The organism is Acinetobacter sp. Ac_3412, assembly GCF_013072675.1.
GTDB lineage: Bacteria > Pseudomonadota > Gammaproteobacteria > Pseudomonadales > Moraxellaceae > Acinetobacter > Acinetobacter higginsii.
On the sequence record NZ_LXUJ01000002.1, the window covers coordinates 1 to 17,216 of the forward strand.

Genomic DNA, 17,216 nt, shown 5'->3' on the forward strand with positions numbered 1-17,216 from the left:
CAGACACAACCCCCTTTTTTATTATTTTCTTTCGCATGTTTCTTTTTTCTACAAAACCAGTGTTTTCGTTGTTTTTATCAGCTATTTACGTATAAAAAGCAGGCTCATGGCCTGCTTTTTATTATTTTCATTTCGATTTAGTCAGTGAAAGTCACTCGTGCAATGGCTTTTTTACCCGATTGGATGATTAAAGTGACATTCTCTTTTACAGAGTAGCTCATATCGACCACATTCCAGTCAACTTTTACTGCACCACGACCCACGGCGTCTTTCGCTGCTGCTGCATTCGGGTTTAAGCCTGCAACACGAAGAATGGTTGCAATAAATAACTCACCACCAAACTCGCCACGAGAAATGGTCACTTCTGGGGTATCTTCTGGTACTTCGCCTTCAGTTACACGGTTACCTGCACTCTTATGTGCATTTTCCGCTGCTTCTGCATCATGGAAACGTTCAACCAACTCAAGCGCCAAGATACGTTTGATTTCCTGTGGGTTACGACCTGCTGCCATTTCATCAAGCAGTACTTTGATTTCATCAAGTGACTTGAAGCTCAGTAAATCAAAATAACGTTCAATCAAGCTATCTGGCATCGACAGGATTTTTTGGTACATCGCACCGGGAGTGTCAAATACACCAATATAGTTACCTAAAGATTTAGACATCTTATTCACGCCATCTAAACCTTCAAGAATCGGCACAGTAATACACACTTGTGATTCTTGACCATAACGACCTTGTAGAGTACGACCCATTAACAAGTTAAAGGTCTGGTCTGTACCACCTAACTCGACATCTGCCTCAAGTGCAATCGAGTCATAGCCTTGTACCAATGGATACAAGAACTCATGAATTGCAATCGGTTGATGGTTGTTATAGCGCTTAGTAAAGTCATCACGTTCTAACATACGTGATACGGTTTGCTGGCTCGCCAATTGAATTAAATCAGCTGCTGTTCTTTGATTAAACCATTCCGAGTTAAAACGAACTTTGGTTTTATTTGGATCTAAGATTTTAAAAACTTGTTCTTGATAGGTTTTCGCGTTGGCTTCAACTTGCTCACGAGACAACGGCGGACGTGTTGCGCTTTTCCCAGACGGGTCACCAATCATGGCCGTATAGTCACCAATCAAGAAAGTAACCTCATGTCCCAAATCTTGGAAGGTTTTTAATTTATTAATTAGAACCGTATGTCCTAAGTGTAAATCAGGAGCCGTTGGGTCAAAGCCTGCTTTTACACGGAGTGGACGATTCTCTTTCAGTTTTTTCAGTAAATCTTCTTCAGAGATAATCTCGTGCGTGCCTCGTTGAATGAGAGCAAGCTGTTCTTCGGCTGGCAAGAAATTTGACATCACAAAACCTAAACACATCAGTTATTCAATTTGTGCGATATACTAACATTTTTTCAGCATCTTGCAGGATAAGTTGTATATGAGCGCGATCTATATTGGTGTAATGACAGGCACGAGCATGGATGGTGTTGATATTGTTGCAACTTCATTCGACCCTTTAACGCTGCATGCCACGCTGACTGTGCCTTTTGAACTTGAATTACGCGATGAGTTGATGGCATTGACACTGCCTGATGACAATGAAATTGATCGTATGGGTAAAGCTGATGTTGCTTTAGCGCAAATGATTGGGCATGGCATTAATGAACTGATTGAAAAGAATAATTTAGATCGCACTCAAATTAAAGCCATCGGTTCACATGGGCAGACCATTCGCCATCGTCCTGAGCATGGTTTTACCTTACAAATTGGTGACCCCAATATCATCACAGAAATCACGCAACTGCCTGTAGTGTCGGATTTCCGTCGTCGTGACATGGCCGCTGGTGGTCAAGGCGCGCCTTTAGTACCTGCTTTCCATCAAGCGCTGTTTCAACATGACAGCATTCACCGCGTGATTTTAAATTTAGGTGGCATTGCCAATGTCAGTATGCTGCCTGCAAATAACCTAGACGGCGTTTATGGTTTTGATACTGGTCCTGCCAACATTTTGATGGATGCTTGGTGTCATCGCCACACAGGGCATCCTTATGATGAAAATGGTGATTGGGCTGCCTATGGCAATCCCATCCGTTCGTTATTGGAACGCCTACAGAATCATGAATTCTTTGCCAAAGAACCCCCGAAGAGCACTGGTCGCGAAGACTTTAATTTAGAGTGGCTAGATGAGCAACTCAGTGATTGGCGTAATGATCTGGAATATGATGAATTGGAAGATACGCCAGAAAATATTCAATCTACTTTAATGAAGCTCACCACACGTGCGATTAAAAAAGCGATTTACCGTAGCAAAGAAACCATGCCAACGGGGGAAATCTATGTCTGTGGTGGCGGTGCTTATAATTCACATTTACTTGAGCAACTCCGCTGGCGCTTACGTAAGCACAATTGGTCGGTACAAACCACGGATGCACTTGATTTAGCCCCGACATGGGTAGAAGCGACCGCTTTTGCGTGGTTAGCCATGCGTTTTGTAGAGCAGCTCAGTGGTAATTTACCTGCGGTGACGGGTGCAGCTGGAGATCGTATTCTCGGTACCATCACCACGGTATAAAACAAAAAAGCTTCTCAATTGGAGAAGCTTTTTTTATATATCTAGAAGCTTTTAAATTGAGAATGATGAACCACAACCACAAGTTGTGGTCGCATTCGGGTTCTGAATGACAAAGCGTGAACCTTCAAGTCCTTCAAGATAATCAACAACTGAGCCGATTAAATACTGGTAGCTTAAAGAATCCACCAACATTTTTACATCACCATTCATGAACTCAGCATCATCTTCATTGACGCTTTCAGCGAAATTAAAGCCATAAGAGAATCCTGAACAACCACCACCCGTTACATAAACACGTAACATAAGGTCGTTATTGCCTTCACTTTCGCGTAGTTGGCGAACTTTTTTGGCAGCATTATCTGACAATTCTAGAGCTTGGGCGTTCATGATGGACTTTCCTCGACTTCACTTCGTCTTTAATAAATAAAAGACCTGATATTCAGTATAGCATACTCAATATCGGGTCTGTATTTGAAGTTTAAAGTGCTGTTAAAGACTTTTTATACGATTATTTGTAGTTCTCATCCTGTAAACCGCATTCAAAGTTTTTGGCATCTTCACGGCAACGGAATTGCCATAACAATTTCATCATGCGCTTGTCATAGATTCCTTTAGCGGTCAGATTAATACGCGCTTCACGCATTAATTTTTGATAGCCTGGTTTGTCAGAAGCTGGAACTTCCATCCAATATTTTTGTGGAATGTCTGCTTTCATTTTTCCAAGAATGGTAAATGCGCGTGGTAATTGTGCTTTGACCCATTCTCTTGACTTTTGACCAAAACCAGCTGGGAATTTATCCGGATGAATGATTAAATTACCAGTGACTTGTAAAATTGGGTAATTCACAATCGCCCCTTTGGTTCCCAAGCCCTTATACAGTTCTAAAGGTTTGAACGCTGCCGCTGGTGCCCCAATAATATCCACCTGACCATTGTTAAACTTCGCACCAAAGTTGGTGATATCTGAACTGACCGCTTGTGCACCGACTTGTGACGCCATAATTTTTTGGGCTTCGTCATAATCTAAAACGGCGATTTTCTTACCTGCAGCTTTAGCAACCGTATTGATATTACGGTCATTCACAAGCAAATAGGCATCACCCACAGGAATAACACCAACCACCTCATATTTGCCATTCACCATCGCTTTGGCAAAAGTCGGGCTGGCTAAACCCTGCATCACTTTAACGGCCAATTTAAGATCGGTAATCGCCCCAATTGCATCCAATGAACCAGTAAATTGGTTAAACTGACGACCACGCATTCCTGTGATACTCACGCCATCACATTTTCCTGCTTTAAAGTCTTCTGCAATGACCGCTTCATTGGTTCCAACTTTAAGCTCAATATCAGCGCCCCAAGTTTTTGCAGCGAGTTGATAATCCTTCATTAATGCATAAACATCGCCACTTTTGCCCACGATATCAAATACACAAATTGTTTGTTTTGCCTGAGCACCTGCGGATACAGCTGCAATCCCTGTCGCAAGTAATAGTGTTTTAAACCATTGCATCTTATTTTTCCTTTGCATCTATGCTGATTGTTGTTGCATCCCATCCAACATCAAAAGACTGGCGGTATAGCTTTAAATACGGTTTACCAATGAATCAATGTTTTAATACAGTCATGTTTAATCATCCTGATTGAAACATCTTTTAAATCTTCCAGATTCGATTTGGTTTTTATATTTTAATATAATTACCAGCTTTGCCAATCAATACAATGGCTTAAATGACATCTGCAAAAAAACAAAAAAGCCTAGATAAATCTAGGCTTTAAGTCTTGATTATGGCGATTCAGGATTATTCACCCGGTAATGCACATTCAAAGTTTGCTTTGTCTACTGAACAACGTGCTTTCTTCAATACAGACATCATGCCTGCATCGTAAATACCACGTTTAGTCAGGTCCATACGACCATCACGTAATAATTTTTGATATTTCAAGTTGTCTTCGGCACTCAAGTTCATTTTGTATTTGGCTGGAATTTCAGCTTCATAACGTTTGATCATAGCGAATGCTTTTGGAAGTTGCTTCACAAAGTAATCACGAGATTTTTGACCAAAGCCAGCAGGGAATTTCTCTGGACGAAGAACAAGATCCGCAGTCACTTGAAGTACTGGGAAGTTAAACATTGCACCATTTGAACCTAAGCCTTTGCTTAATTCTAATGGTTTGTAAGCATAAGCAGGTGCACCGACCATATCGACTTGGCCGTTATTAAATTTAGCAGCAAAGTTAGAAATATCAGAAAGTACCGCTTGCGCACCTACACGTTGAACCATGATTTTTTGTGCATCGTCATAACCCAATACCGCGAATTTTTTACCCGCTGCTTTTTCAATTGAGTTAATGCTCTTGTCACGTACGAAAATGTAAGCAGCGCCTAATGGCGCAATACCACCGATTTCATACTTGTTACCACCTAAATTGGTGGTCATTTTGGCTGCATTACGTGCATCCAATACATAAGTAATCGCACGTTGTGCAACTTCATTGCTCGGTGCACCGCCCAATGAATCGACTGAACCTGCAAATTTGTTATATGGACGAGCACGCATTGCTGTCATCGCAACAGCAGCACATTTGCCCGCTTTAAAGTTATTGTCTGCAACCTGTTCATCCGTGATTGCAAGTAAGTTGACATCAGCGCCCCAGCCTTTCGCTGCGAGTGCCCAGTCTTGCATCATTTTGTATGATTCACCTGACTTTCCTAATAAGTCGAATACACACACATCTATTGCTGCTTGAGTAGAAGCAGACACACCAAAGATCGAAGTTGCTGCAAGAGCAAGTGCAATTTTTTTCATATTTTTCATCCTTTCACAAACTTTATGTTTGTCTCCTTGTTCGAAGCAAATATTAATCATGTTTTTTGAAAAAAAATAGAGCTTATACTCTATTTTTATGACTAGATTGTTTACTTTTTACCCTCTTTTATCTATTTCTATTATTTTCATAGGCAATTTTGTTATATATACCTAATTTTATGTATAGATTTAGATCTATTCAGTTATTCTCCTTTTTTATTCACCACTCAAAGTACACTCAAAGTTGGTCCGTTCAACCGTACAACGGGCACGCTTCAGCACATTCATCATACTCGCATCATATACGCCTTGCTTGGTTAAATTCATGCGTCCATCCCGTAACATTTTTTGGTAACGGGTTTTATCTTCATTGGTCAAAGTAATCTTTTTGGCATTCATTCCCGCTTCTAAACGCTGCACCATGGCAAAGTTACTCGGCAGTTTATTCACGAACCACTGTCGAGATTGTGGACCAAAACCACTTGGGAATTGCGCAGGACGAATAATCAGGTCACCGGTAATATTCACCACAGGGAAATTAAACAATGCACCATTGACCAAGCCTTTACTGATTTCTAAAGGCTTATACGCATAAGCAGGTGCGGCAATCACATCCACTTGCCCACTATTAAATTTTTTCACAAAATCAGAAATATCCGATGGCACAGCAACCAGATCGATACTTTCAACAATGGCCTTTTGTGCTTGATCGTAATGTAAATAAGCGAATTTTTTGCCTTTGGCTTTTTCAATGGTGTCGATCTTTTTGTCACGTACAAAAATATAAGCCAACCCAACTTGAATAATACCCGCAACTTCAAATTTCTCGCCGTTCATCGTTGCCGTTAAACGATGCTGATTACGTTTATCCAGTACATAGGTAATCGCCTTTTGCGCAATGGCGTTGCTGGTCACGGCCCCAACTGCATCAACTGAACCTGCAAATTTATTATATTTACGGGCACGCATCGAAGTCATATAGACCCCATCACATTTGCCTGCATCAAAATCTTTTTCCGCTTTTTCTTCGTCTTGATAAGGAATCAGTTCAACATCGCCCTGCCATGTTTTAGAAGCCAGCTTCCATTCCTCAATCAGTTTATAAGACTCCCCAGCCTTACCCAATAAATCAAAAACACAAATTTGTTGTTTTGCCTGTACAGGAGTGCTCATGACAAATAGAGCTGTAGCACTCAATGCCCAAAGTCCTTTTTTCATCTTGTTTTCCCTTACTTTGCTATTTTTGCACAATTTTCCATCAGCGCTTATTCAATATAGTCAGATTTTGACCAAAAGAATAGCGCTTTTATATACATATGTCGGGTTTTCATCTGTTTTCCCCATCTGCATCACAGAATCAAATCCCGAGATGGCTAGGCACGAGTCAACAAGAAAACATGCCCTGTAATCCCGATTTACTCACCGCCCAAGCTACATTCAAAATTGGTTCGATCTACCGTACAGCGCGCGCGTTTCAGTACACTCATCATGCTGGCATCGTAAATGCCACGCTTGGTCAATCCCATACGTGCTTCACGCAAGATTTGCTGATAACGGGTTTTATCCTCGTTACTGAGATTGATTTTGTATTTGGCTGGCAATTCTGATTCAAGACGCTGGATCAGTGCGAAATTGGTATTCAGACGGCTCAGAAACCATGCCCGAGAGTTCTGTCCAAAATTACTGGAGAATTTTTCAGGACGGATGATCAAGTCCATGGTCATATTCACCGCTGGGAACGTAATAATTGCCCCCTCATTTCCCAACCCCTTTGATAATTCTAAAGGCTTATAGGCATAGGCAGGTGCTGCCATAATATCGGCCTGACCAGTATTAAACTTTTTGGCAATATCAGAGATATCCGCAAGTACCGCTTGTCCACCTAAGCTTTTGACCACAATCTTTTGTGCTTCATCATAGCCAAGTACTGCAAATTTTTTCCCTTTGATTTGCTCAATGGTATTCATCTTCTTATCTTTGACAAAGATATAGGCCAAGCCAATTTGCGAAATTCCTGCAACTTCATAATTTTCATTATCAACGGTACTGAGCAGACGGCGTTGATTACGCTTGTCCAAAGCAAAGCTAATCGCTTTCTGTGCAATTGCATAGCTTGGCACCGCCCCAATGGCATCAATCGAACCTGCAAATTTGTTATAACGGCGCGCACGCATCGAAGTCATATAGACGCCATCGCATTTGCCTTGTTCAAAGTCATTTTCTGCCAGCGCTTCATTCTGATAGCTGATCAGAAAGGTATCACCACGCCATGCTTTAGCAGCCAAGGCCCACTCTTCCATGGCCTTATAGGCTTCTCCTGATTTCCCCAACAAATCAAAAACACAAATTTTGGTCGCTGCATGTGTTTCTGTATAGCTCCCCAACACCAGCATTGCCCCCAATGCAAGAATTCCCTTGTTCATCCTTAAATCCTATGCTGCTACTTTTAATCTTGTTGCTTATTTTTCATATAATTTAAATAATAATCTGATTCGCGTCACAAAAATAGAGCTTTTACTCTATTTTATCATTGGTTGATCAGCTCAATTCGAACAACTTGATCTTAAATATAAAAATTTGCATTCATGGGCGATCACCTTAAAATGCAGCTATCTATTCGCTATTTTGCATGCTCATGATCCAATTTGACCAAGTTTCATTACGCCGTGGTGGGCGAGTTTTATTCCAAAAAGCTTCAATGCAGCTTCATCCAGGCTGGAAAATTGGTCTTACAGGCGTGAATGGTGCAGGTAAATCGACTCTATTCGCTGCATTCTTAGGAGACTTGGTTGCAGATGAGGGCAATCTGACCCGCCCCGCGGTCTGGACTGTGGCGCATATGGCGCAAGAAATTAAAGCCTTGGAAATGCCAGCAATTGATTTTGTTTTATCTGGTGACGAAGAATATTGGGACATTCAAGAAAAATTAGCGCATCCAGATCAACTCAGTAATGATGATTTAGCTCGACTGCATGGCCGTTTCGATGAGATCCATGGTTATGCAGCGCCTGCCAAAGCAGCACAATTGATGGCAGGTCTGGGCTTTCTCGATCATCAATTAAAATTAAATGTCGCCAGCTTCTCGGGCGGGTGGCGCATGCGTTTGAACTTGGCGCGTACCCTTATGAGCCGTTCAGACCTGCTATTACTGGATGAACCGACTAACCATTTGGACTTGGATGCGATCTTGTGGTTAGAAGACTGGCTCAAAGCTTATGAAGGCACATTGGTCTTGATTTCACATGATCGTGATTTCCTCGATGCCATTACCGATCATATTCTGCATATCGAAAATCAAGAATTAACTTTATATACTGGTAACTATTCAACCTTTGAAACGACCCGTAGTGAACGCTTAGCGCAACAACAACAAGCCTTTGAAAAGCAGCAAGAAACGCGTGCGCATCTACAAAAATTTATTGACCGCTTTAAAGCCAAAGCCACCAAAGCCCGCCAAGCACAAAGTCGAATTAAACAGCTTGAGCGTATGCAACAATTGGCACCTGCACATGTTGATACCCCATTTACCTTTAGCTTCCGTGAACCAACCAAAATGAGTTCACCTCTACTGAGCTTGGATGCCGCTACAATTGGTTACGGCGATAAAATCATTGCTGAAAAAATTCGTCTGCAAATCACCCCAAGTTCACGTATTGGTTTACTCGGGATGAATGGTGCAGGTAAATCAACCTTAATCAAGACTCTTGTCGGTGATTTACCACTGCTCGCAGGGGAACGTAAAGCCTCTGAACTGCTCAATATTGGGTACTTTGCTCAGCATCAAATGGATGCTTTGGATGCTCATGCCAGCCCAATGCTGCAATTGGCACGTATTGCCGACAAGCACATCAGTGAAGCTGCTCTACGTGCCTTTTTAGGTAGTTTTGGCTTTAGTGGCGAGCGTATGGATACGCCATGTGAGAGCTTCTCTGGTGGTGAACGTGCACGTCTGGCGCTGGCACTGATCGTATGGCAACGTCCCAATGTCTTGATTCTGGACGAACCAACCAACCATTTAGACTTGGATATGCGTCTGGCGTTGACCATGGCGCTACAGGACTTTGATGGTGCGGTGGTGCTGGTATCACACGAACGCCAATTGATTGCCAGTGTCTGTGATGACTTGTTATTAGTGCATGCAGGTCAATGCACAGAATTTGCAGGTGATCTACAAGACTACGCCAAGTGGTTACGTGAAGCGCGCCAACAACAGATCAATGCACAAAATGCATCACAACAGCAAAGTACAACCAGCCAAGCCCCTGCCGTAAAAGTAGATAAGGAAGCGCAACGTAAAGAAGCAGCTCGTCGCCGTGAAATGACGCGTCCAATTCGTAAAAACATCGAAAAAGTCGAAGCTCAAATTGAAAAGGTTCAACCACGCTTAGCTGAGATTGAACATGCTTTAGCGGATAGTGCCTTGTATGAGGCCGACCGCAAAAATGATTTGATCAAGCTGATGAATGAGCAAAATGAGCTCAAAGCGAAATTAGAACAGCATGAAGAACAGCTTTTAGAGTTGATGATGGAACTTGAAGAGCTGGAAAGCTCTTTTGCAGATTAAGCTGCCAGCTGATTCATACACAGCTCTGTTTGAGTGTGTATGAATCACAACGTTTAAGGTCATTTATTTAAACAGAAGCATCCCATTTATGGCCCTAAAAGATGCTTTGGATACTTAAAAACACTATGAATAGCATGAAAAATGTCATGAATTTGTCGAGAATTTAAGATAAGGTAAAAATTGGAATTTTCTGAGAAAATTGAGCTTTAGGCTCAGGCTCGATATACTCAGCTGCCACTGTTGTAAATTTATAAGTGACGAATGAATCCTGAGGGTTAAATTCATTTCACATTTTTTGTACTTTAATTTGGTGAGTACTCTATTTTGGATCATACAAACTGAATGAATTCTTTAGATTTTATTTTTAATTTTGAACATATTCTACCGGTCTTGGTTCAAGAATATGGCTTATGGATTTATTTTATCCTTTTTCTGATTATTTTTTCAGAAACCGCTTTTGTTTTTATGTTCTTCTTACCCGGAGACAGTCTGTTACTCACTGTTGGTGCATTATGCTCTGTGGTTGAAATCATGCATCTTGGTTATATGATCAGCTTACTGTTCTTTGCAGCAGCACTGGGCTATATGGTGAATTACCATATTGGCCGTCATTTTGGCGATCGTATTTTCAATGTTAAATCACGCTTTATTAAGCAAGAATATTTGCAAAAAACCAATGTGTTTTTCTTAAAGCACGGGGGGAAAACCATCCTATTGGCTCGTTTTATTCCTTTTGCCCGTTCATTTGCGCCCTTAGCAGCAGGTTCAAGCAACATGAACTATAGCCATTTCGTTATTTATAACATCTTGGGTGCATTACTGTGGATCAGCGTACTCGTCACTGCAGGATACTTGTTTGGTCATGCGTTGATTCAAGTGAGTGACTTTGTCGAAAATTAACAAGCTCTTTTGCTGACAGCAATCTAATTATTCATTCATTTCAAGCTTAAATAGATCATTGATAGGTAGGCGATTTCATCGACTACCTTTTTTTAATCATTTTATTCAGTGTAAGGTTTCACGTGGAACGTAAAAAACAATAGTAAATAATAATGAAAATAATTATCAATAAAAATAAAATCACTTCATAAAAACACAAATCTTAAGGAAGCCAATGTTCTCAGCCTCATTGGAAAATCAGTTATGAAGCAAACAGCAACTGCCATTAAAAAAACCAACTCGCGCTGGTTTCGCATTAACTTATGGATTCATCGCTGGGTCAGTTTGGTGATTGTGGTGCCCTTTGCGATTTTATCCATCACTGGGGTCATTCTGATTTTCCATGAAGAGATTGATCATGCACTTGGTGTAGAGCCTACGGCTCAACATTCTTCTTTACAACAGCAACGACCGCTAGCCGACTCAATCGCGACCGCACAGAGAACCTACCCTACCGAGCAGATTCTCAGTACAGGCTATGACCCCGAGCATCATCCTGGTGTACTCCTTATCGGGATGGCGAAACCTGAACAAAGCTTTGAACAAGCACGTTGGCTGTTTGCAGATATTGGTTCTGCAACGCTGATTGATCGACCAAATGAACGAGATACTTTGACTGGCTTCTTACTGGAACTGCATGCCAACTGGTTTCTAGGTTTTATTGGACAATTGATTGGGGCACTGATTGCTTTGTTAGTGTTCTTATCTTTGGTTTCTGGCTTGGTGATCTATGCCCCCTATGTGAAAAAATTCTTTTTGGGCATTCTTCGTTTTAGAAAGGGTCAGCGACTATTACAGCTCGACCTACATAATTTAATTGGCTCTGCAATCCTCGGTTGGGCCTTGGTAGTGACCTTAACTGGATTTCTACTGGGTTTTGGTACGGTTGCAATTGGAGTTTGGCAAATGACTGAACTGAAAGCCCTGCAAGACAAATATCAGCATGCCCGTGTGATTCATCCAAATTTAAGCATTGATCAGGTCTATGCGGCCGCTCAGAAAGGTCAAACAGATTGGCACCCCACCAGTGTGTTCTACCCAAAAACAGAATACGCCACCCAAGGTCACTATATGGTGTTACTGCAAGGCAATGAGGGCTTAAAAGAGAAGATGCTAAAAGTCGCCTTGGTCAATGCAGAAACAGGACAAGTGGATACGGTTGAAGAATTACCCACCTATCTGAAAGCTATTTTACTGTCACAACCGCTGCATTTTGGCAATTACGGCGGCATGCCCCTCAAGATCTTATGGAGTCTATGTACCTTACTCACCTTATTTATCACTTTAAATGGCGCATGGTTATGGTGGGCAAAACGCCAACAAAAAGGCTTAAAAGGAGTCAACAATGCAACTGTGGAATAAGTTAAGTGTGTTATGGCTGTTGGCTTTATGCAGTATTTTAGGAATTGTTGGCATGCTGCTGATGGATGGTATTGCAGATGTTATTTTTTTGATCATTACCCTACTCCCTCTATCGGTTGCAGGATGGAGAGCTTATCTTTTACAGCACGGTAAAAGATAAGCTCTTTTTATTGGGTATTGATGCCTAAACTAATTAAGCATCAATATCTGCATTTAACGCATTTTCTTCAATGAAGGCACGACGTGGTTCTACATCATCACCCATTAAGCAAGAGAACATACGATCTGCTTCAATCGCATCATCAATAGTCACTTGCAACATATTACGGTTTTCAGGATCCATCGTGGTTTCCCAAAGCTGCTCAGCGTTCATCTCACCCAAACCTTTATAACGTTGGATCATCATACCGCGACGTGAGTCTTGTAAAATGTGCTGCCATACTTGATGGAAGCTCGTGACCTGAATACGGCGATCACCTTTTTGCAGATAAGCCCCATCTTCCAGCAACTTGAACCAGCTCTTCGAGTTCTTCAGTAAACGTGCGTACTCAGCAGAATTTAACAGACCTGCATCTAATAGATACGAATGCGGTAAGTTATGCACGTAGACGGTGACGCGTGGCCAATAATGTGCTGATTTCTCGCCCTGCGCATTTTCACGCTCAAACGCTTCTAATGTAATCTCGGGACGTAGGCTTGGTTGTAATTTTTCAATTGCAACACGTAATTGCTCAGCCCATGTTTCAACATAGTCGCGTTCATGGTTGTGATCTGTTTTAAATGCATCAAGCTCAAGTAAACCATCTAACAAACTTGCAGGATAACGTTGAGTCAGGCGTTGTAAGCTTTTTTGTGACACTTGATAGTCGGCAATAACACTGGCTAATGCAGCCCCATTAATCGCAGGTGCCTCAGCGCTAACATGTAATGCAAGTTCATCAATCGCATTGGAAATCAAGAAGGTTTCCAGTGCATCATTGTCTTTCATGTACTGCTCATGCTTACCTTTCTTCAACTTATACAATGGCGGCTGTGCAATATAGATATAGCCACGCTCAACCAATTCTGGCATTTGACGGAAGAAGAAGGTCAATAACAAAGTACGAATATGTGAACCATCCACGTCCGCATCGGTCATGATGATGATTTTGTGATAACGTAATTTGTCTGGATTATATTCTTCCCGACCAATACCACAGCCCAAAGCGGTAATTAAAGTACCGACTTCTTGGCTTGAAATCATTTTGTCAAAGCGCGCACGTTCCACGTTTAGAATTTTACCTTTCAACGGTAAAATTGCCTGCATTTTACGATTACGACCTTGTTTGGCACTACCGCCCGCAGAGTCACCCTCGACCAGATACAGTTCAGACAATGCAGGATCTTTTTCCTGACAGTCTGCCAATTTACCCGGTAAACCGGCGATGTCTAGAGCACTCTTACGACGGGTCATTTCACGTGCTTTACGTGCTGCGTCACGCGCACGTGCTGCATCAATAATCTTGCCTGCAATCGATTTTGCGGCTTGTGGATTTTCCAGCAAATAAGCTGAAAACTCTTTGTTCATTGCCTGCTCTACTGCAGGTTTCACTTCACTCGACACCAATTTTTCTTTGGTTTGTGATGAGAATTTTGGATCTGGCACTTTCACTGAAATAATTGCAGTTAAGCCTTCACGCGCATCATCACCTGTGACAGCAACTTTTTCTTTCTTAAGAATATTTTCACTTTCAAGATACTGGTTTAAACCACGAGTTAACGCAGCACGGAAACCTGCAAGGTGTGTACCACCATCTTTTTGTGGAATATTATTGGTAAAGCAACGAACGTTTTCTTGGTAACTTTCATTCCATTGCAATGCAACTTCAACGGCAATACCACTATCCGTATCAGCGGTGAAATGGAAAATCTCATTTAAATGGGTTTTACCTTCGTTAATGTATTTAACGAACTCGGATAAACCACCTTCATAATCATAAACATGTTCGAAGTTTACACGCTCATCACGCAATACAATTCGCACGCCTGCGTTTAGAAAAGACAGTTCTCTTAAACGGCGAGCCAAAATATCGACATTAAAAATGGTTTGGCTAAAGGTGAGTTCACTCGGCCAGAAACGAACCGTTGTACCCGATGTATCGGTTTCACCTACAACTTTTAATGAATATTGCGGATCGCCATGCGCGTATTCTTGTTCATGGATTTGGCCAGCACGGTGAATGGTCAAATGCAATTTTTTAGATAAGGCATTTACAACTGAGACACCTACACCGTGTAAACCACCCGACACCTTATAACTGTTGTCATCGAATTTACCACCTGCATGCAGAATCGTCAGAATCACCTCTGCCGCCGACACCCCTTCTTCTGGGTGAATATCGGTTGGAATTCCACGACCATTATCCGAGACACTCACCGATTCATCTTCATGAATCGTCACGATAATCTCGTCACAGTGTCCTGCTAAAGCTTCATCGATGGCATTATCCACCACCTCAAACACCATATGGTGTAGACCTGTCCCATCATCGGTGTCACCGATATACATGCCAGGACGTTTACGAACCGCATCTAATCCACGTAATACTTTAATACTAGAGGAATCATAAGCCTTTTCATTTGTTTGTTCTGTTTGAGAGACTGATTGAGACTCTGAACTCATGGTTACTCCCTAGTAATATTGATCTATTGAAAGATGAAAAATAAAATTATGGCGCAGCAAGACTGACTTGACCGTGAACAACGTGGAATAATTGAAAAGAAATCGACAAATCCTGTAAGTGTTTTAATACCGACGCATGGTCTAAGGTGGTCATAAAAACTTGACTTCCCAACTGACTCAATCGCTCAATTAAACGTTGTTGTGCAGTCTCATCTAACTCTGCTGTCAGATCATCTAATAATACCACAGTTTCCTTATTACTCGCATGTAGCATTGCAATTTGTGACAGTTTTAATGCCATGATTAACAACTTTTTTTGCCCGCGAGAGAGCACATCATCGGCATTGCCAAACGGCGTTTTTAAACGTAAATCAGCGCGATGCGGACCGTACTCGGTATAACGTCGATCGAGGTCTTTTTGATGCTGCTGAACCAAGTCCTGCAATAAACCTTGTTCAGTATGAAAGCCGGGATTGTATTCCAGTTCAATTTCAAGATTGGGTAGAAGTTGCTTTAAATCTTCATGGAAAAATTGGTTCCATTGCTCAACAATACTGACCCGTTGTGAATGCAGCATTTCACCATAATCACTGAGCATTTTATTCCAAGGCTCTAAATCAGCCAAAGTCAGATTACGCCGTGTCTTGAGCAAACTATTGCGTTGTTTGAGTGCCCGAGAATAATATTGCCATGCAAAATAAAACTCAGGTTCCACGTGGAACATTAACCAATCTAATAACTGCCGTCGAGGCTTTGCACCATGGTCAATAATATCGGTACTCTGTGGATCGATATGCTGTAAAGGCAATAATTTTGCCAGTTGACCTTGAGTCGCAATAGTATCGCCATTGACCTTAATCACCTGTTCGCCCGAAGCCAACTTTTGCATACCAATACGCTCACTGGCAGATTGTGCAAATACAATTGCATCCCCTGCATCATATTGGATGTAATGTTTTGGAATATGGGTACGAAATGAACGACCTGTTGCCAGTAAATGTATGGACTCGAGAACTGAAGTTTTTCCAGAACCATTTGCGCCGTAAAAAATATTAAACGGTTGCAACTCATGGAGTGCAACCGTCTTTAAATTACGTACACGTTCGATATTTAAACGCGTGATTTGCATGCTTTAAAACTCAAATCTCGCCATTAAACTCGCATTGGCATCACGACATAGGTTTGATCAGGATGCGCTGGATCTTGAACAAGCACCGATTGATTGGCTTCACTCATGCTCATTTTCACATCATCACCATCCAGTACACCCAACACTTCAAGAATATATTGTGCATTAAATGACATTTCTAGAGGGGCATCTTGATATTGAATTGCAATATCTTCTACCGCTTCATCCTGTTCTGGGTTATTGGCACGCAACTGCAATGAATCTTGATTAAAATTCAAGAAAACACCACGAAGTTTTTCATTACTTAAAATAGCAACACGCTGCAACGACTGTTTAAACACATCATGTGCAATAAACACATGCTTATCACCATTTTTTGGAATGACACGGCGATAATCCGGGAACTTCCCATCAATTAACTTCGTCGTGAAACGAACGGTAATATCACCCTGCTCTTTATCACGGCTTGGCGTATTAATGGTGACGTTCAACAATTCACGCCCAATCAATAAGGTCAATTGCTCATCTTCAAGACTCAGTAAACGTTGTAATTCACCTACGGCTTTACGCGGAACAATGGCCTGCATCGGCGCTGCCGCTGTTGAAGAAGCCAACACCTCACACAAGGCTAAACGATGTCCATCAGTGGTTACTGTACGCAATTGATTTTGATCAATTTCCAACAAAGTACCGGTCAGGTAAAAACGGACATCTTGTACAGCCATAGCAAAGGCCGTTTTTTCAAATAAACGCTTCAATTCGCGCTGCGTGACCTGAACTTGTGTACCCTGACTATTTTCAGTAGTTAACAATGGATAATCTTCCGCAGGAAGTGTACCCAAAACGAAACGGCTATTGCCCGATTTTAAAATACAACGTTGATCTTCAGTAATTTGCAGGTCAATCAAGGCTGCTGTCGGAAGAGATTTACAAATTTCGACCAGTTTACGCGCAGGAACCGTGGTTTCACCCGCTTCCAAGCAAGCACCTTCTGCTAACGTAGTGCTGGCAACCAATTCAACTTCCAAGTCAGAACCTGTAATGGTTAAAGCTTGTTGTGTGGTTTGAATTTTAACGTTTGAAAGAATATTCAAGGTATGACGGCGTTCAACAGCCCCCACCACATGGGATAAAACATTGACTAAACTTTCTTTAGCGATTTTCAAACGCACGATTTTATTCCTC

The 17,216-nt window shown here is 41.7% G+C and carries 14 protein-coding genes; 5 read left to right on the top strand and 9 right to left on the bottom strand.

Going from position 1 to position 17,216, the window contains the following annotated elements; all coding sequences use genetic code 11:
• Nucleotides 1-137 precede the first annotated feature (137 nt).
• Nucleotides 138-1,370, bottom strand: coding sequence for a tyrosine--tRNA ligase (tyrS, locus tag A7P54_RS01640; RefSeq protein ID WP_016543200.1), 1,233 nt, complete (start codon nt 1,368-1,370; stop codon nt 138-140).
• A 61-nt stretch (nt 1,371-1,431) separates the two neighbouring features.
• On the opposite strand from tyrS, the gene A7P54_RS01645 reads away from it, so the two are divergent.
• Nucleotides 1,432-2,565, top strand: a complete 1,134-nt coding sequence (locus tag A7P54_RS01645; protein ID WP_171548468.1) for an anhydro-N-acetylmuramic acid kinase — start codon at nt 1,432-1,434, stop codon at nt 2,563-2,565.
• A 51-nt stretch (nt 2,566-2,616) separates the two neighbouring features.
• On the opposite strand, the gene erpA is transcribed toward A7P54_RS01645, so the two are convergent.
• The 5 genes from erpA to A7P54_RS01670 all read right to left on the bottom strand — a co-directional run bounded on the left by erpA (nt 2,617) and on the right by A7P54_RS01670 (nt 7,798).
• Nucleotides 2,617-2,952, bottom strand: coding sequence for an iron-sulfur cluster insertion protein ErpA (gene erpA / locus A7P54_RS01650; protein WP_005186235.1), 336 nt, complete (start codon nt 2,950-2,952; stop codon nt 2,617-2,619).
• A gap of 121 nt (nt 2,953-3,073) precedes the next feature.
• A complete protein-coding gene (locus A7P54_RS01655) occupies nt 3,074-4,078 on the bottom strand; it encodes a putative solute-binding protein (RefSeq protein WP_171548469.1) in 1,005 nt (334 codons plus the stop codon).
• 289 nt (nt 4,079-4,367) lie between these two features.
• The gene (locus A7P54_RS01660) at nt 4,368-5,375 is read right to left on the bottom strand and encodes a putative solute-binding protein (protein ID WP_171548470.1); all 1,008 of its coding nucleotides are present in this window, start codon (nt 5,373-5,375) and stop codon (nt 4,368-4,370) included.
• Nucleotides 5,376-5,591: 216 nt separating this feature from the next.
• A complete protein-coding gene (locus A7P54_RS01665) occupies nt 5,592-6,593 on the bottom strand; it encodes a putative solute-binding protein (RefSeq protein WP_004803362.1) in 1,002 nt (333 codons plus the stop codon).
• A gap of 197 nt (nt 6,594-6,790) precedes the next feature.
• The gene (locus A7P54_RS01670; protein ID WP_033134279.1) at nt 6,791-7,798 is read right to left on the bottom strand and encodes a putative solute-binding protein; all 1,008 of its coding nucleotides are present in this window, start codon (nt 7,796-7,798) and stop codon (nt 6,791-6,793) included.
• 212 nt (nt 7,799-8,010) lie between these two features.
• Here A7P54_RS01670 and A7P54_RS01675 point away from each other — a divergent pair, with 212 nt between their 5' ends.
• The 4 genes from A7P54_RS01675 (at nt 8,011) to A7P54_RS01690 (ending at nt 12,400) form a co-directional block, all read left to right on the top strand.
• A complete protein-coding gene (locus A7P54_RS01675; protein ID WP_171548471.1) occupies nt 8,011-9,939 on the top strand; it encodes an ATP-binding cassette domain-containing protein in 1,929 nt (642 codons plus the stop codon).
• Between the two features lie 342 nt (nt 9,940-10,281).
• On the top strand, nt 10,282-10,839 hold the full coding sequence (locus A7P54_RS01680; RefSeq protein WP_004803355.1) for a VTT domain-containing protein: 558 nt from the start codon (nt 10,282-10,284) through the stop codon (nt 10,837-10,839).
• Between the two features lie 243 nt (nt 10,840-11,082).
• On the top strand, nt 11,083-12,240 hold the full coding sequence (locus A7P54_RS01685) for a PepSY-associated TM helix domain-containing protein (RefSeq protein WP_171548472.1): 1,158 nt from the start codon (nt 11,083-11,085) through the stop codon (nt 12,238-12,240).
• Nucleotides 12,224-12,400, top strand: coding sequence for a hypothetical protein (locus A7P54_RS01690; protein ID WP_171548473.1), 177 nt, complete (start codon nt 12,224-12,226; stop codon nt 12,398-12,400). The genes A7P54_RS01685 and A7P54_RS01690 overlap by 17 nt, the downstream gene beginning before the upstream one ends.
• 33 nt (nt 12,401-12,433) lie before the next feature.
• Here A7P54_RS01690 and gyrB read toward each other — a convergent pair whose 3' ends face one another.
• The 3 genes from gyrB to dnaN are packed head-to-tail and all read right to left on the bottom strand — an operon-like array spanning nt 12,434 to nt 17,203.
• On the bottom strand, nt 12,434-14,902 hold the full coding sequence (gene gyrB / locus A7P54_RS01695) for a DNA topoisomerase (ATP-hydrolyzing) subunit B (protein ID WP_171548474.1): 2,469 nt from the start codon (nt 14,900-14,902) through the stop codon (nt 12,434-12,436).
• A 46-nt stretch (nt 14,903-14,948) separates the two neighbouring features.
• On the bottom strand, nt 14,949-16,031 hold the full coding sequence (gene recF, locus A7P54_RS01700; protein WP_005201766.1) for a DNA replication/repair protein RecF: 1,083 nt from the start codon (nt 16,029-16,031) through the stop codon (nt 14,949-14,951).
• A gap of 23 nt (nt 16,032-16,054) precedes the next feature.
• Entirely contained in the window at nt 16,055-17,203 is a 1,149-nt protein-coding gene (gene dnaN / locus A7P54_RS18885) for a DNA polymerase III subunit beta (RefSeq protein WP_005201768.1), read from the bottom strand.
• Between the last annotated feature and the right edge of the window lie 13 nt (nt 17,204-17,216).